Below are 14,476 nucleotides of genomic sequence, written 5' to 3' on the forward strand. Positions count from 1 at the left end.
AATCCTATTTACGGATTTGTAAGGCGCCGCTTGACAAGCCGGCTGTTCATATTATTCTCCGCTAATCTTACACTGTAAGTTAAATAACGGAGGAGAGCCATGCCGACCGCCCTGTCGGAATTACAGCCCCTGCCGGAACCACACCCGCCTGGCATCGCGATCGAGGATGTCTCGCGCGACCTCAGCCGTATTATCGAGCGCGCCGAGGTGAACGCCTGGCTCGACCTCTATGCCGCCGCGCCGGCCGATTTCGCGGCAAGGCAAGGGCTTTCGATAGCGGGAGAAGGCGATCTCACATGGACCACCTGCACGACGATCCCGTTCGTCCATTTCAACTGCGTGAAGAATTTCGGCGTCGACAGCCCGGCCTCCGAAAGCCAGCTCGACACGCTGCTGGCGCACTACCGCGCCGCCGGCATTTCGCGGCCCTGGTTCTATGTCAATCCACACACCGAACCATCACGCCTCAGATGCTGGCTCGAGGCGCGCGGCCTGCAGCGCCAGGGCGGCTGGGAACGGATTTATCGCGAGGCCGAACCGCTGTCATCCGAGCCGCTCTTCATTATTGACGGGGTTTCAGTCGAACGCGTGACGAAGGCATCTGCAAGCGAATGGGCCGGCTTCATCGACAAAAGCTACCGGCTGCCCACCTCACCCTGGCTGCTGGCTCTGGTCGGCCGGCAGGGCTGGCATCATTATATCGCCAGGCGGGATGGCGCGGTGGTGGCGGTGCGCTCGCTGTTCATCGGCGCCGACGGCACGGCCTGGAGCGGCATCGAAGCGCCGGTGCCGGGCATCATGGCGCCGAGCTTCGATCTCGACGCGGTGCTTGCAGAAGCGCTGGTGCGCGACGGGATTGCGGCCGGCGCGAAACTGTTCGCCGCCGATATCGAGGCGCCGTACGACGACCGCGACGGCCCAGCCTATCGCAACTATGCGCGACTGGGCTTCAAAATCGCCTATTTCCGCAGTCATTACAGCTATTTGCCGGCTAGTTCCAACTGACCGCGCCTAACTGCGCAGCCATTGCTGGAAACAACTTTTGGCCACTATATGGGCCGGCGGAACGACCGGCTCGTCGGCACGGGCACCATCGGGCACCCTGCTACGGACCCGTTCGAGCAACATGCGCACCTGTTCCGGGCGCACTCGGTCGCGCTCCATGACAAGCAAGACCATCGGATCGCTCAAAAGCTCGTCCAGGGTGCTGATGCTGTCGTTCATCCGTCGTCTCCTCGAATGCCGGCCCGCGCAGCATAGATAGGAAGACAATAATGGCCCGCCAATGACGTTTTGCCGGCTATCGCGTGTTGTTTTGGATTAAATTTTGGTCATGGTTTCACCTTCCCTTCTCCCACAAGGGAGAACGAAAGACCTAGCCTGGCGGCGGAGCGCCTTCATGTTGCGGCAGGCCGTCATCCAGCACCACCCAGGGCTGCTTCGAGGCGGTGAAAATATGCATCTGCGGCCTGAAGAAAGTGGGGTCGTCGAGTGAACCGGTGGTGATACCGATGATGCCGGCGGAGTCGCGACGCGAAAACATCGTCGTGCCGCAGCTTGGGCAAAACCCGCGCTTGAGATCGGGCGAGGTGTTCACCATCGCCAACGGCCCCTCGATCGTCACATCGTCGATGCGAAACAACACGCGTGCGTTGAAGGCGGCGCCGATCGCCTTCTGGCAAAGCCGGCAATGGCAGATGCGTTCGTTGATGGGCGCTGCGTCGGCGCTGTAGCGCACCGCTCCGCAGAGGCACCCGCCCTGATATTTAGCCATCACCGTGATCCCTGACGAGAGTGTGCGGCCGAGGTAAATGGCGAGACCGATTGGGTCAATTGAAAAGCTTTGATACAAAGCCATCGATTACCGTGATGCGGTGGGATTCTGATCATGACGCAAGACATCGAAACCGTCGGCATCGCGGATCTGTTCGGGCCGCCCTCGGCCGCCCGCGACCGCGCCGACGCCAGCATCATGGCCGCTGCCTCGGGAATAGGTTTCATGGCGGTCCGCGATTTTGCCGGCGACGACTGGCTGATGCCGGACAGAAGAGCGCAATTGCTGCGCATCTTCGCCCTTCCCGACACAGAGAAGCAGAAATTGCTGCGCTGGAATTTCGACCAGACAAAAAAGAACGTCTATCGCGGATGGTTCCCACTGCAGCCGACAGCCGTCTCCTACAAGGAAGGCATCGACATGGGGCCGGATATCGCTGGTGCAGCTGGCCGTTCGGTATCCGACGATCCGCTATGCGAGCCGACGCCCTTGCCGGCCGAAGACACCCTGCCCGGCTGGCGCGCGGCTGCGGCGGATTATTACCGCGCGATGGAGACGGTCGGCAAGGCGCTGATGCAGTCGATCGCGCGCGGGCTTGGCCTGCCGGAGACGATCTTCGATCCCCATTTCGACAATGGCATCTCGACGCTGCGCCTGATCCGCTATCCCTTGCGCGATGCCAATGCCGGCATCGACACCAACGGGCCTGACTTCTCGGTGGTCCACAAGGGTGAGACGCGCACCATCATCGGCCGCGAGCATGCCGATTCCGGTTTCGTCACCTTGCTGGCGCAGGACGGCGTCGAAGGCTTGCAGGCAAAAAACCTCGCCGGCGAATGGATCGACGTGCCGCCCGCCAACGGCACGCTGGCGGTCAATTTCGGCCAGTTGCTGGAGCGCTGGACCGGCGGACGCGTGCGGGCGACACGGCACCGGGTGATTGCGCCGAAGATGGCGCGGTTTTCGATCCCGTTTTTCTATGAACCGCGGGTCGATGCCGAGATCGCGCCCTTGCCGCTGAGCGGCGCCGAGACTTTCGAACCGTTTCTTTATGGCGATTATCTCTGGGAGGCGGCGACGAATTTCGTCGAGATGAGCGGCATCAAGCATTTGCGTGAGCCACGCCGCGCCAAGGCCTCCTGAACCTGCCGCGGTCGTCGTCAGGGCGGTCCGATTTCAAAGCGTCTTGGCGAGATCTTCGAGCTGGTCGGTGCACTGGCCCCAGCCCGCGTGAAAACCCATCGCCTCGTGCTGTTCGCGGTCGGCGACACTCCAGTGCCGGACGCGCGCGATGTAGCGGGTCTGGCCCTCGCCCTCGTCCTCAAAGGTCAGCACGCCGGTCATGAACGGCTTTTCCGATGGCTCCCAGGCCTTTGTATAGGCATCGGTGAAGACGATCTTCTTGCCGGGAATGACTTCCAGGAAGACGCCCGGGTTGGGGAATTCATTGCCGTCGGGGCCGGCCATGATCACAAGGCTCGAGCCGCCAGTGCGGACATCCATTTCGGCGCGCGGCGTCGTCCACGGTTTCGGAGCGAACCACTGCGTCAAAAGCCTGGTGTCCGTCCAGCAGCGATAGACCTTCTCGCGCGGCGCATCGATGATGCGGGCGACAACCAGTTCGCGGTCGTTGGCGGGGGCGATGTCGAGCTTGGCGGTCAAGGCGGTCTCCTCGGGTTTGATCTGGCTTCCGTCCCAAGGACGAGCCGACAGAACGCAACCCGACACCGCCGGCGAAAAAATCTGGAGACCATGTGCGGGGAGGACCGCGAGCCGAGCCCGCGTCAGTGGCGCTTGGCTTGCACCAGATAGGCGTCGATCTCGGTCTCGCCGAGCCACTTGGCCGCTTCCAGCCGGTGCAGACCTTCGACGAGGATATGACGCTTGCCGTCGTGGCGGACCTGGATCGGCGTCTTCAGGCCGTTCTCCAGAATGTCCTCGGCGAGATGGCGGACGGTCTCGGGATGCAATGTCTTCTTGCGCGCCGTCGGCACGTAGATGTCGCCGACCTTGACCTTCTGCACTCTGAGCATATTGGCTCCCCCGGGCGGAAAATACCGCCTCGCCTGAGATAGTCGCTTTGCTGAAGGCGGCCAAGGGCGCGGCTAACGAATACCAGGCCTAGATAGCCGGTTTGCCTGCCGCCGCGCATTTCGTTATTCCCTGTCCGCGATCGCGGACGGAGCAATCCCCATGAGCAAATCCCTCGTCACCTTTGTCGGTGTCGCGCATCCCTGGATGTGCGACGTGATGGGTCACATGAATGTGCGCCACTACGCTGCGATGTTCGACGATGCCAGTTTCCAGCTTCTTGGCCATATCGCCGGACAGGATGGCAGCCAGGCCTCGGCGCCCGGATGGGCCGATGTGCGCACCGAAATCGACTATCGCCATGAAACGAGAGCCGGCTCGCTGCTGACCATCCACTCGCATGTGGTGAAGATCGGCCGCACCTCCGTCACCTTCGAACAGGTGATGTCGGGGTCGCTCGACGGCGTCGTCCATGCGTCGAGCCGCACGACCAGCGTGCGCTTCGATCTTGCCGCGCGGGCCTCGGTGGCGCTGGACGAACCGATGCGCAACCGTGCGGCGGCCTACCTCGCCGAATAGTTCGGCTTCCGCTGCTCAGCCATTGTAGATGCGCTCCTCGAACGGCGTCTCGGCGATCAGCGCCTGCAGCCCAGACAGCAGCGCCTTCTCGGCGCGATTCATCGCCTTGTCGGGATTGGTGAGCAGGAAGATATCGATGGCCGGGGGCGCGTCGTAGGGCGGCAGCCGCCACAGCGTGCCGTCAGCCACGTCGCGTTGCGCCACATGCAGCGGCAGCGGGCCAATGCCGAGCCCGGCGACGATCATGCGCCTCACCTCCTCCAGGCTGGAGGACACGCCGACGACATCGGCATTCAGGCGGGCCTCGCTGCGCAGCAACGCCACTGGGCGCAACGCGTCCGAAATATGGTCGGTCTGGAAGGAGACCGAAGGCTCGCCCCGCAGATCGTCAAGCGTCAGTCCGGTTTTCCCGTAGAGCCTGTGCTGTGGGCCGCAGAAGAAGCCGAAGAACTCGCGATAGACCATCGCATAGTCCAGCGCCGGGTCGCGCTGGCTGACAAGGCAGATGCCGAAGGAGGCACGGCGTTCCCGCACCTGCTTGGCGACTTCGGTGCTTGCCGAAACCGAAATGGTGATGCTGGCGCGCGGGTAATTGCGATGAAACTCCGCCAGCGCCCGGTCGAACAGCGGCGAGACGACATGGCTGGCGGTGGCGATCATGACGTGGCCGGTGATGTCGTCGCTGATCCCCCGCATCAAGAGCGGCAGCTGCGATATCGAGCCGAAGACTTCGACACTCTGCTCATAGATCAGCCGCCCGACCTCGGTGAGCTCGAAGCGTGTCGCGTCGCGTTCGACCAGCCGCCGGCCAACCCGGTCCTCCAGGCGCCGCAAGGCGTTGCTGACGCTGGGCTGCTTGAGGTTGAGGCGCTCGGCGGCCCGGGTGATGCTCTTCACTTCCGCGATGACGACGAATGTCCGCAGAAGGTTCCAGTCGAGGTCCCAGACCAGGCGTTCGGGGCGTGGCAAGGCCATTCCTGAAATCTATGCTCCCTATTTCCATTATCTATTTGCGCAATGCTAGCGCAAAGGCAATCCTTGACCTCAGGAGAGCGCCCCCAACGCCTCCCAAGAACAAGCCTTCGCGCTCCATCCAAAGGACCAGGAATTCAGATGAACAAACTATTTTCCAGCATTGCGGTCGCGGCGCTGCTGCTCGCGTCGGCCTTCACCGCCGCTTCGGCGCAGGCCGACGATCTCGAGAAGATCAAGGCGGCGGGCGAACTGAAGATTTCCATGAGCGGGCAGTATCCGCCGTTCAACTTCGTCAACGACCAGAACGAAGTCGTCGGCTTCGACGCCGATATCGGCAAGGCCATTGCCGAACGCATCGGCGTCAAGGGCACCATCATCACCACGGCCTGGGACGGCATCATCGCCGGGCTGCTGGCCAACAAATACGACACCGTGGTCGGCTCGATGACGATCACCCCCGAGCGCGAGAAAGTGGTCGATTTCGTCGGCCCCTACTACCATGCCGGCCGTGCGGTGTTCGTGAACCAGGATTCCAAGGTGCAGAGCCTCGACGAGCTCAAGGGCAAGACGCTCGGCGTGACGCTCGGCGAGACGCATGAGAAATGGGCGCGCGAACAGGGTGGCTGGGATGTCCGCACCTATAAGGGCCTGCCGGAACTGCTGCTGGAGTTGAAAGCCGGCCGTGTCGACGCCATCGTCGTCGACAACATTCCGGTCATGGTCGCCGTCAAGGAAACCGGCGAGAAGGTGCGCAAGCTCGACACACCCAACATCGAGGGCGGCAGCGTCGCCATCGGCATCGCCATCCGCAAGGACAATCCGGAGCTCAAGGCGGCCATGCAGAAGGCACTGGACGGCATGATGGCCGACGGCACCTACGAGAAGATCTCCAAGCAGTGGGTCGGCAGCGACATCCGCTAATTTCCTGAGGCCTCGGGCGACGCAAATTCGCCTGAGTCCAAACGCCATTTCTGCCGGGCTATCCCCATGGATTTCTCCTTGATGAGCCGCGTCTTCCCCTTCTTCGTGGAAGCCGCGCTGGTGACGCTGGAACTGACAGCGCTGGCCCTGGTTCTGGGGCTGGTCGCGGCAGCACTGGCCGCTGCGGCGAGGCTGTCGAGGTCGGCAATCCTGCGCGCCGTCGGCACGGCCTATGTCAGCCTGTTTCGCGGCACGCCCTGCCTGATCCAGCTCTTCGTGCTTTATTTCGGCGGCCCGCAGATCGGCATCAATCTCGATCCCTTCGCGGCTGGTGTGATCGGCCTCGGTCTCAACATCGGCGCCTATATGGCAGAGTCGATCCGAGGCGCCGTGGTGGCGGTCGACCGGGGCCAGACAGAGGCCGCCCGCACCATCGGCTTCAGCCGTTTCCAGACCCTTCGAAAGGTCGTGTTGCCGCAAGCCGCCAGGCTGATGATCCGCCCGCTCGGCGTCAACACGGTTGCCTTGCTGAAAGGCTCGGCACTGGTGTCGACCATTTCGGTCGTGGAGCTGACCTATACCGCCCAGCGCTTCATCGGCTCCACCTACAAGCCGTTCGAGATCTTCGGCGTCGCGGCCCTGCTCTACATGGTCATGGTCTACGCCGTCGCCCGCCTCGTCGACCTGCTCGACCAGCGCTTCGCCATCGTCTGACGGGAGAGCACGATGCAAGGTTTGGATTTCACCGTCATCGCGCCCTATTGGGATCTGCTGTTGACCGGCGCCTGGTGGACCACCGTCTTGACCGTCTCGGCAGGAGCACTCAGCTTCGCCGGCGGCATCCTGTTTGCCGTCATCGTGCTCTATGCGCCGGCGATCCTCGCCTATCCCGTGCGCGCCTTCATGTGGCTGTTCATGGGCACGCCGCTCTTGCTGCAGCTGTTCCTGATCTATTTCGGCCTGGTGCAGATCGGCATCGACATCCCAGCCCTTGCCGCCGGCATCATCGGGCTTGGGCTGCATTTTGCCGTCTACAATGCCGATGTCATCCGTGCGGGCATCGTGGCGGTCGATGCCGGCCAGACGGAAGGCGCGCGCAGCATCGGTTTCGGCAAATGGCAGACGCTGCGCTACGTCGTGATACCGCAGGCTATCCGCAACACCGCACCGCCGATCGGCAGCAACCTGATCGCGCTGTTGAAGGAATCGTCCATCGTCTCGGTCATCGGCATCGCCGAGCTGGTTCATTCGGCGCAGCTGGCGATCAGCGAAACCTTCCGCCCCTTCGAATTCTATATCACGGCCGCCGCGCTCTATTACCTCTTGAACCTCGTGCTCGAAGCGGCCTTGCATCGGTTTGAACGATATGTGGAGGTTTCCCGATGAGCACGCAGCGGCCAATGGTCGAGGTCCGCGGCGCACACAAATCCTTCGGCGCCGTCGAGGTTCTCAGAGGCATCGACCTGTCGGTCGAGCGTGGGCAGATCGTGGCGATCATCGGGCCGAGCGGCTCCGGCAAGAGCACGCTGCTGCGCTCCATCAACCACCTCGAGACGTTGAACGGCGGCGACGTCTGGCTCGACGGCGTGCAGGTTAACCAGAAGCTGCACGGCCGGGCCTTCGAGCGGCATATCAACAAGGTGCGCCAGCAGATGGGCATGGTGTTCCAACACTTCAACCTGTTCCCGCATCTGACCGTGATCGAGAACATTACGATGGGGCCGGTGATCCTCAAGGGCATGGCGAAAGCCGAAGCCCGGGCATTGGCGCATGGCCTCTTGTCCAAGGTCGGGCTCGCCGACAAGATCGACGCCTATCCCTCCAGGCTTTCGGGCGGCCAGAAGCAACGGGTGGCGATTGCGCGTGCGCTGGCCATGCAGCCCAAGGTGATGCTGTTCGACGAGGCAACCTCAGCCCTCGACCCGGAACTGGTCGACGAGGTCAACGCCGTCATGAAACAGCTTGCCACCGAACACATGACCATGCTCATCGTAACGCATGAAATGCGCTTTGCCGGGGAGGTGGCCGACAGGGTGCTGTTCATGGATGGCGGCGTGATCGTCGAGGAAGGCGCGCCCGCCGACATGTTTCGCGCGCCCCAGAAGGAGCGCACCCGCTGCTTCCTCAAGAAATACCTTTCCGCCTGAGTAAGATGATGACCAGATTGCCCACGGAATTCCCCGATTTCGGACTGACGCCTGAGCAGCGCCGCCACGCGGTGCGCGGCCACTATTACGAGTGGCCAGGCATGGACGGCGAGCGCGGCGAGATCTGGTGCTACAGCGACCGGTTTTCCTATCGTGCCGGCGAGACAGTGACACTGCATGTCAGTTCGACGGCTCCGTCCTTCGGCATGACGATTATCCGCGACGGAGGCGCCGAGACCAAGGTGTTCGAGAAATCGGGCATTGCGTCGCGCTGGCAAGACAGTCCGGACCAGTGCTCGGCCGAGGGCTGCGGTTGGGAAGCGTCGTTCGAATTCCGTGTCGGCAGCGACTGGCCGTCCGGCGCCTACCGGGTGACGTTGACCGCAGACGGGCGCGACGGCAAGCCGATCCACAGCCACCACCTTTTCATCGTCTCTCCGCAGCCAGGCAGGAAGCCCGGCCGCGTGCTGCAGGTGGCGGCGACGGGCACCTGGCTTGCCTACAACACCTGGGGCGGCTCCAACCACTATCAGGGCATCACCGGGCCGGATCGCAACCAGTACTCGCCGATCGTGTCGACACAGCGTCCCTGGTGCCGCGGCTTCGTCGTGCTGCCAAAAGATGCGCCGCGCGTGCCGCTGGAAGTCGCCGTGCCGCCAAAGACGGTGCCGCGCTATCCGCATATGGAGTGGGCGCTGGTCACCGGCCATTCGAAGAAATATGCCTCGTCCGGCTGGGCGAGTTACGACAGCCACTTCTTCCGTTTCGCCGAGCGGGCCGGCTACGAAGTCGATCTGGCGAGCCAGCATGACCTGCATTTCTCGCCCGACATTCTCGACGGCTATGACTGCGCGGTCTTCGTCGGCCATGACGAATACTGGACCTGGGAAATGCGCGACGCAGTCGACAGCTACGTCGAGCGCGGCGGCCATGCGGCGCGCTTTGCCGGTAATTTCATGTGGCAGACGCGGCTCGAGGACGAGGGTCGTCGGCAGGTCTGCTACAAATACCGCGCGCGCAAGGAGGATCCCGCCTATCTCCAAGGCGGCGACGTCACCCGCGCCACCAATTCCTGGGAAGCGCCGGAAATCGGCCGGCCTGGCTCGTCGACCTTCGGCCTCAACGCCACGCGCGGCGTCTATGCCGGCTGGGGCGGCTGCGCGCCGCGCGGCGCGCGTGGCTTTCCGGTCTACCGGCCGGAACACTGGGCCTTTGCCGGCACCGGCATCTATTATGGCGACTTGCTCGGCGCCGACAGCCATGTCTATGGCTACGAGGTCGATGGGCTCGATTTCGAGATCCGTGGCGGCCTGCCCTACCCCACATCAGACAGCGGCGCGCCGGATGGCTTGCAGGTCCTCGCCGTCGGCATGGCCAGCCAGGTCGAGGAAAGTGCGGACATTCCGATCGAGGACCAGTTCCTCACCGACGAGGACGGCCGCTTCACCGCCGAGACTTTGTTCGGCGAGGCAAGCGACGCCAATTTGGAAAAGGTCAAACGCGGCAACGGCATGATCGTCAATTTCCCGCGCGGCAAGGGCGAGGTGTTCCATGCCGGAAGCTGCGAATGGGTGGCCGGCCTGCTACGACAAGATCCGATGGTCGAACGCGTCACCCAGAATGTCCTTGATCGCTACCTTGGAAAGTCCTGACATGTCGAAGACCCAGACCGCCACTCAAGACACCGAAGCCCGGCGGGACTCGCATCTGTTCTATCTTTCCAGCCTGCGCCGGCCGTTGATCGACCGCGCCGAAGGCATCTATATGTGGACGCAGGACGGCCGCCGCTTCATCGACGGCTCCAGCGGGCCGATGGTCGCCAATATCGGCCATTCCAACCGCAATGTGCTTGACGCCATGAAGCGGCAGATGGATCGCGCCACCTTTGCCTACCGGCTGCATTTCGAGAACGAGCCGGCGGAAGAGCTGGCGCGCGAACTGGCCGGCAAGCTGCCCGAAGGCATGGACCGCATCTTCTTCGTCTCGGGCGGCTCGGAGGCTACCGAATCCTGCATCAAGCTGGCCCGGCAATGGGCTGTCGCCACCGGCCAGGCCAGCCGCTGGAAGGTGATCACGCGCTTTCCCTCCTATCATGGCGGCACGCTGGGTTCGCTGTCGATCACCGGCGACGACGCGCTGTCGGAGACCTTTGAGCCGATGATGCGGGTGATGCCGACCGTGCCGGCGCCGACCGCCTGGCGCGACCGCGACAATCTGTCGATGGAGCAGCGCGGCGTCCGCTACGCCGACATGCTGGAGGAGAAGATCCTGGCTGAGGGCCCAGAGAGCGTCGTCGCCTTCATCATGGAGCCGATCGGTGGCGCTGCCACGGCGGCGCTTGTGGCGCCGGACAGCTATTACGCACGCATCCGCGAAATCTGCGACCGCTACGGCATCCTGCTTATCCATGACGAAGTGATGAGCGGCGCCGGGCGCACCGGCAAATTCCTCGGTGGCGACCATTGGAACTGCAAGCCCGACATCGTCGCGCTGTCGAAGGGGCTGGGCTCCGGCTATGCGCCGCTCGGCGCGCTGGCGGCCCCGATGCGGCTGGTGCAGCCGCTGCTCGCCTCCGGTGGCTTCCAGCATGGCCACACCTATGCCGGCAACCCGCTGGCCTGCGCCGCCGGCCTCGCGGTGCTTGGCGAAATGGACCGGCTCGACCTGATAACCAATGCCGCCGCCATGGGCGACGTGCTGATGGATGGGCTGAAGGGGCTGGCGAAACGCTTTCCCTTCATCGCCGATGTGCGCGGCAAGGGCCTGCTGACCGGTGCCGAGATGGTCGCCGATCCCGAGACGCTGCGGCCGATCGACCAGGGCAAGAAAGCCACGCAGCGCCTGCTCGACCTCGCCTATGAGCGCGGGCTGATCATCTATGGCCGCCGCGTCAAGGGCGGCGTCGACGGCGACAATTTCATGGTCGCGCCACCGATGATCGTCACCAGCGAACAGCTCGGCGAGATCATTTCCATCATCGGTGACTCGCTGGAGGCCCTGGCGTCAGAACTCGACCTGCCGGTCGAAGGCCGGGGTTAAGGAATGGCGCCGCGAAAAGTCATCATCACCTGCGCCGTCACCGGCTCGGTGCACACGCCATCGATGTCGCCCTACCTGCCGGTGACGCCGGACCAGATCGCTTCGGATGCCATCGCCGCGGCCGAAGCCGGCGCCTCGATCCTGCATCTGCATGCACGGGACCCCAGGGATGGCCGGCCGACCGCCGATCCCGACGTCTTCATGCAGTTCCTGCCGCGTATCAAGCAAGCGAGCGATGCGGTGATCAACATCACCACCGGCGGCTCTTCGCTGATGACGCTGGACCAGCGGCTGGCAGCACCACTTAGGGCCGAGCCCGAAATGTGCTCGCTCAACATGGGCTCGATGAATTTCGCGCTGTTCCCGATGCTCGACAAGCCACGCGAATGGCAGCACGAGTGGGAGCCGAAGCTGCTCGAAGCCACGCGCGACACCATCTTCAAGAACACTTTCGCCGATATGGAAGGCGTGCTTAAAAGGCTGGGCAAGGGGTGCGGCACGCGCTTCGAATTCGAATGCTACGATGTCGGCCACCTCTATTCACTGGCGCATTTCCGCGACCGCGGGCTGGTGTCGGGACCGCTGTTCATCCAGTTCGTGCTCGGCATTCTGGGCGGCATCGGCGCCGATCCGGACAATCTCATCCACATGAAGCGCATCGCCGACAAACTGTTCGGCGACAGCTACCAGTTCTCGGTGCTCGCTGCCGGCCGCCAGCAGATGCCGCTGATCTCGATCGCCGCGGCGATGGGCGGCAATGTCCGTGTCGGGCTGGAGGACAGCCTCTATGATGGCCGCCAGCTGGCGAAATCCAATGCCGACCAGGTGCGCCGTATCCGTGGCATTCTCGATGGCCTGTCACTGGAGGTTGCCACGCCGGCCGAGGCGCGTCAGATGCTGGCGCTGAAGGGTGGCGACAGGGTGGCTTTCTAGAAGCGAGGGAGGAGCTGATATGGAAAGGGTTCTCGTCTCCGCCTGCCTGCTCGGCAGCCATGTCCGCTATAACGGCTCCTATCGGCTGAACGGCCATCCCGTCCTGACACGCTGGCAGGCGGAAGGACGGGTCGTGCAAATCTGTCCAGAGGTTGCCGCAGGCTTCTCCACGCCGCGTCCCGCCGCAGAAATTCACGGCACAGCCGACGCCGTGCTCCACGGCCGAGGTCGAGTGGTCGAGCAGACGGGAAGCGATGTGACCGCACTTTATCTCGCAGCCGGGCAGCTTGCGCTCGAACTCGCCCGAGAAATGGGATGCCGCTATGCGGTTCTTACCGACGGCAGTCCCTCCTGTGGCAGCAGCTTCGTCTATGACGGCAATTTTGCAGGAAAACGGGTGACGGGTCTTGGCACGACCACCGCTCTGCTGGAGGCCAATGGCATTCGCGTGTTTTCGGAAGACGGCATTGGCGAGCTTGACGATCTATTGACAAGGTCAGGTTCGGCCGGAGCTTTGGCCTGATCCATGCGAGGGAAAACCCATGCCAAGAGCACCGAAATCGTCCTCCGCCCCGGCCGTATCGAGGATGTCGACACGATCCACGCAGCCATCCTGAAGCTCGGCACCCACATCGGAGCGCCCGAGGAAATCATTTCGACAGCCGACGACCTCAGAACCTACGGCTTTGGCGAAAAGCCCGCCTTCTCGACCCTGATTGCCGAGGTGGGCGGCGAATTCGCCGGCCTGTGCCTGCATTTTCCGATCTTTTCGACCTGGATGGGGCGACCCGGCGTCTATGTGCAAGACCTTTATGTCGAGGACCGGTTCCGTGGCCGCAAGATCGGCGAGCGGCTGCTGCGGCGTGTCGCGGCAGAGTGCCGGAAGGATGGCGGCGTCTATCTCAGACTGTCGGTCGACACCGACAATGAAGGCGCCAAGGCCTTCTACGAGAGGCTGGGCATTGCCTGGTCGAGTTACGAACAAACGCAGAAGATCATCGGCGACGCGTTTTTCGCTTTCGCCGACGCGCCGGAGGAGCAGGAATGAAAGCCTTTTACGCCGAGGAGCAGAAGCGGCACGATCCAAAGGCCTTTCTCTCCAGCGGCGCCGCCCAGCCCAATCCGGAAAAACCCGAGCGCGTCGAGAGATTGTTAGCCGGCGCAAAATCTGCCGGCTGCATGATCGAGCGGCCGCGCAATCACGGGCTCGGCCCGGTCTCGGCGGTGCACACGCCCGAATATCTCGACTTCCTCGAGCACATTTTCGAGCGCTGGCAGCGCATCGAGGGCGCCTCGGCCGAAGTGATCCCCAACATCCACCCGATCGCGCGCAGCGGCTCCTATCCGGCATCGGCGGTCGGCCAGGCCGGCTACCATATGGCCGATACGGCTTGCCCGATCTCGGGCGAAACCTGGCAAAGCGCGCTGTGGAGCGCCTGGAGCGCGGTCGAAGCCGCTGAAACGGTGATGGCTGGCGCGACGGCCGCCTATGCGCTGTGCCGCCCGCCCGGTCACCACGCTTTTGCCGATGTCGCCGGCGGCTTCTGCTTCATCAACAATTCGGCCGTTGCGGCGCAGGTGCTGCGCAAGCAGGCGGCGCGCGTGGCAATCCTCGATGTCGATCTGCATCATGGCAACGGCACCCAAGGCATCTTCTATGCAAGGCCTGACGTGCTCACCGTTTCGCTGCATGCCGATCCGGTGCGATTCTACCCGTTCTTCTGGGGCCATGCCGACGAGCGTGGCGAAGGTCCGGGCCTCGGCTACAATTTCAACCTGCCGCTGCCGCGCAAATCCGCTGACGCGGCGTTTCTGGAGGCGCTCGAGGTGGCGTTCCAGCGTATCCGGGCCTTCTCGCCCGATGCGCTGGTCGTCGCGCTCGGCCTCGACACGTTCGAGGGCGATCCGTTCGGCGGACTTTCGGTGACGACGCCAGGCTTTTCGCGCATCGGCGAAGCCATTGCCGGGCTCGGCCTGCCGACGGTCATCGTCCAGGAAGGCGGCTATCTCTGCGGCGCGCTTGGCGACAACCTCACCGCCTTCCTCAGCGGGTTCGGCGGCAAGGCGCAGTAGGGAT

At 63.4% G+C, this 14,476-nt stretch carries 18 protein-coding genes; 13 read left to right on the top strand and 5 right to left on the bottom strand.

The genetic code is table 11. The features are described 5' to 3' along the window. Positions 1-99 precede the first annotated feature (99 nt). On the top strand, positions 100-1,005 hold the full coding sequence (locus JN279_RS24660) for a hypothetical protein (protein ID WP_202350473.1): 906 nt from the start codon (positions 100-102) through the stop codon (positions 1,003-1,005). 6 nt (positions 1,006-1,011) lie between these two features. Here JN279_RS24660 and JN279_RS24665 read toward each other — a convergent pair whose 3' ends face one another. Next, positions 1,012-1,224, bottom strand: coding sequence for a hypothetical protein (locus JN279_RS24665; RefSeq protein WP_096445379.1), 213 nt, complete (start codon positions 1,222-1,224; stop codon positions 1,012-1,014). Between the two features lie 151 nt (positions 1,225-1,375). After that, a complete protein-coding gene (locus tag JN279_RS24670) occupies positions 1,376-1,774 on the bottom strand; it encodes a GFA family protein (protein WP_096445378.1) in 399 nt (132 codons plus the stop codon). 114 nt (positions 1,775-1,888) lie between these two features. Here JN279_RS24670 and JN279_RS24675 point away from each other — a divergent pair, with 114 nt between their 5' ends. Next, the gene (locus JN279_RS24675; protein WP_202350474.1) at positions 1,889-2,917 is read left to right on the top strand and encodes an isopenicillin N synthase family dioxygenase; all 1,029 of its coding nucleotides are present in this window, start codon (positions 1,889-1,891) and stop codon (positions 2,915-2,917) included. Between the two features lie 33 nt (positions 2,918-2,950). On the opposite strand, the gene JN279_RS24680 is transcribed toward JN279_RS24675, so the two are convergent. Together JN279_RS24680 and JN279_RS24685 are read right to left on the bottom strand one after the other, a co-directional pair. Further along, positions 2,951-3,436, bottom strand: coding sequence for an SRPBCC family protein (locus JN279_RS24680; RefSeq protein WP_202350475.1), 486 nt, complete (start codon positions 3,434-3,436; stop codon positions 2,951-2,953). Positions 3,437-3,558: 122 nt separating this feature from the next. Next, the gene (locus JN279_RS24685) at positions 3,559-3,807 is read right to left on the bottom strand and encodes a ParB N-terminal domain-containing protein (protein WP_096445374.1); all 249 of its coding nucleotides are present in this window, start codon (positions 3,805-3,807) and stop codon (positions 3,559-3,561) included. Between the two features lie 160 nt (positions 3,808-3,967). Between JN279_RS24685 and JN279_RS24690 the strand changes: the two genes are divergently transcribed. Continuing rightward, positions 3,968-4,384 (top strand): acyl-CoA thioesterase, encoded by a 417-nt coding sequence (locus tag JN279_RS24690; RefSeq protein WP_202350476.1) that lies wholly within the window; start codon positions 3,968-3,970, stop codon positions 4,382-4,384. A 15-nt stretch (positions 4,385-4,399) separates the two neighbouring features. On the opposite strand, the gene JN279_RS24695 is transcribed toward JN279_RS24690, so the two are convergent. After that, positions 4,400-5,359 (bottom strand): LysR family transcriptional regulator, encoded by a 960-nt coding sequence (locus JN279_RS24695; RefSeq protein WP_202350477.1) that lies wholly within the window; start codon positions 5,357-5,359, stop codon positions 4,400-4,402. A 138-nt stretch (positions 5,360-5,497) separates the two neighbouring features. Between JN279_RS24695 and JN279_RS24700 the strand changes: the two genes are divergently transcribed. The 10 genes from JN279_RS24700 to JN279_RS24745 all read left to right on the top strand — a co-directional run bounded on the left by JN279_RS24700 (position 5,498) and on the right by JN279_RS24745 (position 14,472). Then, positions 5,498-6,280: an ABC transporter substrate-binding protein gene (locus JN279_RS24700; protein WP_202350478.1), complete on the top strand. Its 783-nt coding sequence runs from the start codon at positions 5,498-5,500 to the stop codon at positions 6,278-6,280. 66 nt (positions 6,281-6,346) lie between these two features. Then, positions 6,347-6,994, top strand: a complete 648-nt coding sequence (locus JN279_RS24705) for an amino acid ABC transporter permease (RefSeq protein ID WP_202350479.1) — start codon at positions 6,347-6,349, stop codon at positions 6,992-6,994. Between the two features lie 12 nt (positions 6,995-7,006). Then, positions 7,007-7,666: an amino acid ABC transporter permease gene (locus JN279_RS24710; RefSeq protein WP_202350480.1), complete on the top strand. Its 660-nt coding sequence runs from the start codon at positions 7,007-7,009 to the stop codon at positions 7,664-7,666. Further along, positions 7,663-8,427 (top strand): amino acid ABC transporter ATP-binding protein, encoded by a 765-nt coding sequence (locus JN279_RS24715; protein WP_274608585.1) that lies wholly within the window; start codon positions 7,663-7,665, stop codon positions 8,425-8,427. Before JN279_RS24710 ends, JN279_RS24715 begins: the two co-directional genes overlap by 4 nt. A gap of 8 nt (positions 8,428-8,435) precedes the next feature. After that, complete coding sequence (locus tag JN279_RS24720; protein ID WP_202350481.1) at positions 8,436-10,079, top strand: N,N-dimethylformamidase beta subunit family domain-containing protein; 1,644 nt, start codon at positions 8,436-8,438, stop codon at positions 10,077-10,079. A 1-nt stretch (position 10,080) separates the two neighbouring features. After that, a complete protein-coding gene (locus tag JN279_RS24725; RefSeq protein ID WP_202350482.1) occupies positions 10,081-11,466 on the top strand; it encodes an aminotransferase family protein in 1,386 nt (461 codons plus the stop codon). A gap of 3 nt (positions 11,467-11,469) precedes the next feature. Then, positions 11,470-12,399, top strand: a complete 930-nt coding sequence (locus JN279_RS24730; RefSeq protein WP_202350483.1) for a 3-keto-5-aminohexanoate cleavage protein — start codon at positions 11,470-11,472, stop codon at positions 12,397-12,399. A 19-nt stretch (positions 12,400-12,418) separates the two neighbouring features. Then, complete coding sequence (locus JN279_RS24735) at positions 12,419-12,922, top strand: DUF523 domain-containing protein (protein ID WP_202350484.1); 504 nt, start codon at positions 12,419-12,421, stop codon at positions 12,920-12,922. A gap of 3 nt (positions 12,923-12,925) precedes the next feature. Next, on the top strand, positions 12,926-13,447 hold the full coding sequence (locus JN279_RS24740) for a GNAT family N-acetyltransferase (RefSeq protein WP_202350485.1): 522 nt from the start codon (positions 12,926-12,928) through the stop codon (positions 13,445-13,447). Then, entirely contained in the window at positions 13,444-14,472 is a 1,029-nt protein-coding gene (locus JN279_RS24745; protein WP_202350486.1) for a histone deacetylase family protein, read from the top strand. The genes JN279_RS24740 and JN279_RS24745 overlap by 4 nt, the downstream gene beginning before the upstream one ends. Positions 14,473-14,476: the final 4 nt, after the last annotated feature.

The sequence above is a fragment of the Mesorhizobium sp. 113-1-2 genome (genome assembly GCF_016756475.1).
GTDB classification, from domain to species: domain Bacteria; phylum Pseudomonadota; class Alphaproteobacteria; order Rhizobiales; family Rhizobiaceae; genus Mesorhizobium; species Mesorhizobium loti_C.

Excerpts from the sequence above, each read along its gene's own strand:
- JN279_RS24745 (WP_202350486.1), top strand. The coding sequence starts at position 13,444 with ATGAAAGCCTTTTACGCCGAGGAGCAGAAGCGGCACGATCCAAAGGCC.
- JN279_RS24700 (WP_202350478.1), top strand. The coding sequence starts at position 5,498 with ATGAACAAACTATTTTCCAGCATTGCGGTCGCGGCGCTGCTGCTCGCG.
- JN279_RS24660 (WP_202350473.1), top strand. The coding sequence starts at position 100 with ATGCCGACCGCCCTGTCGGAATTACAGCCCCTGCCGGAACCACACCCG.
- JN279_RS24740 (WP_202350485.1), top strand. The coding sequence starts at position 12,926 with ATGCGAGGGAAAACCCATGCCAAGAGCACCGAAATCGTCCTCCGCCCC.
- JN279_RS24665 (WP_096445379.1), bottom strand. The coding sequence starts at position 1,224 with ATGAACGACAGCATCAGCACCCTGGACGAGCTTTTGAGCGATCCGATG.
- JN279_RS24710 (WP_202350480.1), top strand. The coding sequence starts at position 7,007 with ATGCAAGGTTTGGATTTCACCGTCATCGCGCCCTATTGGGATCTGCTG.
- JN279_RS24715 (WP_274608585.1), top strand. The coding sequence starts at position 7,663 with ATGAGCACGCAGCGGCCAATGGTCGAGGTCCGCGGCGCACACAAATCC.
- JN279_RS24685 (WP_096445374.1), bottom strand. The coding sequence starts at position 3,807 with ATGCTCAGAGTGCAGAAGGTCAAGGTCGGCGACATCTACGTGCCGACG.
- JN279_RS24720 (WP_202350481.1), top strand. The coding sequence starts at position 8,436 with ATGACCAGATTGCCCACGGAATTCCCCGATTTCGGACTGACGCCTGAG.
- JN279_RS24675 (WP_202350474.1), top strand. The coding sequence starts at position 1,889 with ATGACGCAAGACATCGAAACCGTCGGCATCGCGGATCTGTTCGGGCCG.
- JN279_RS24690 (WP_202350476.1), top strand. The coding sequence starts at position 3,968 with ATGAGCAAATCCCTCGTCACCTTTGTCGGTGTCGCGCATCCCTGGATG.
- JN279_RS24705 (WP_202350479.1), top strand. The coding sequence starts at position 6,347 with ATGGATTTCTCCTTGATGAGCCGCGTCTTCCCCTTCTTCGTGGAAGCC.
- JN279_RS24670 (WP_096445378.1), bottom strand. The coding sequence starts at position 1,774 with ATGGCTAAATATCAGGGCGGGTGCCTCTGCGGAGCGGTGCGCTACAGC.
- JN279_RS24730 (WP_202350483.1), top strand. The coding sequence starts at position 11,470 with ATGGCGCCGCGAAAAGTCATCATCACCTGCGCCGTCACCGGCTCGGTG.
- JN279_RS24695 (WP_202350477.1), bottom strand. The coding sequence starts at position 5,359 with ATGGCCTTGCCACGCCCCGAACGCCTGGTCTGGGACCTCGACTGGAAC.
- JN279_RS24735 (WP_202350484.1), top strand. The coding sequence starts at position 12,419 with ATGGAAAGGGTTCTCGTCTCCGCCTGCCTGCTCGGCAGCCATGTCCGC.
- JN279_RS24725 (WP_202350482.1), top strand. The coding sequence starts at position 10,081 with ATGTCGAAGACCCAGACCGCCACTCAAGACACCGAAGCCCGGCGGGAC.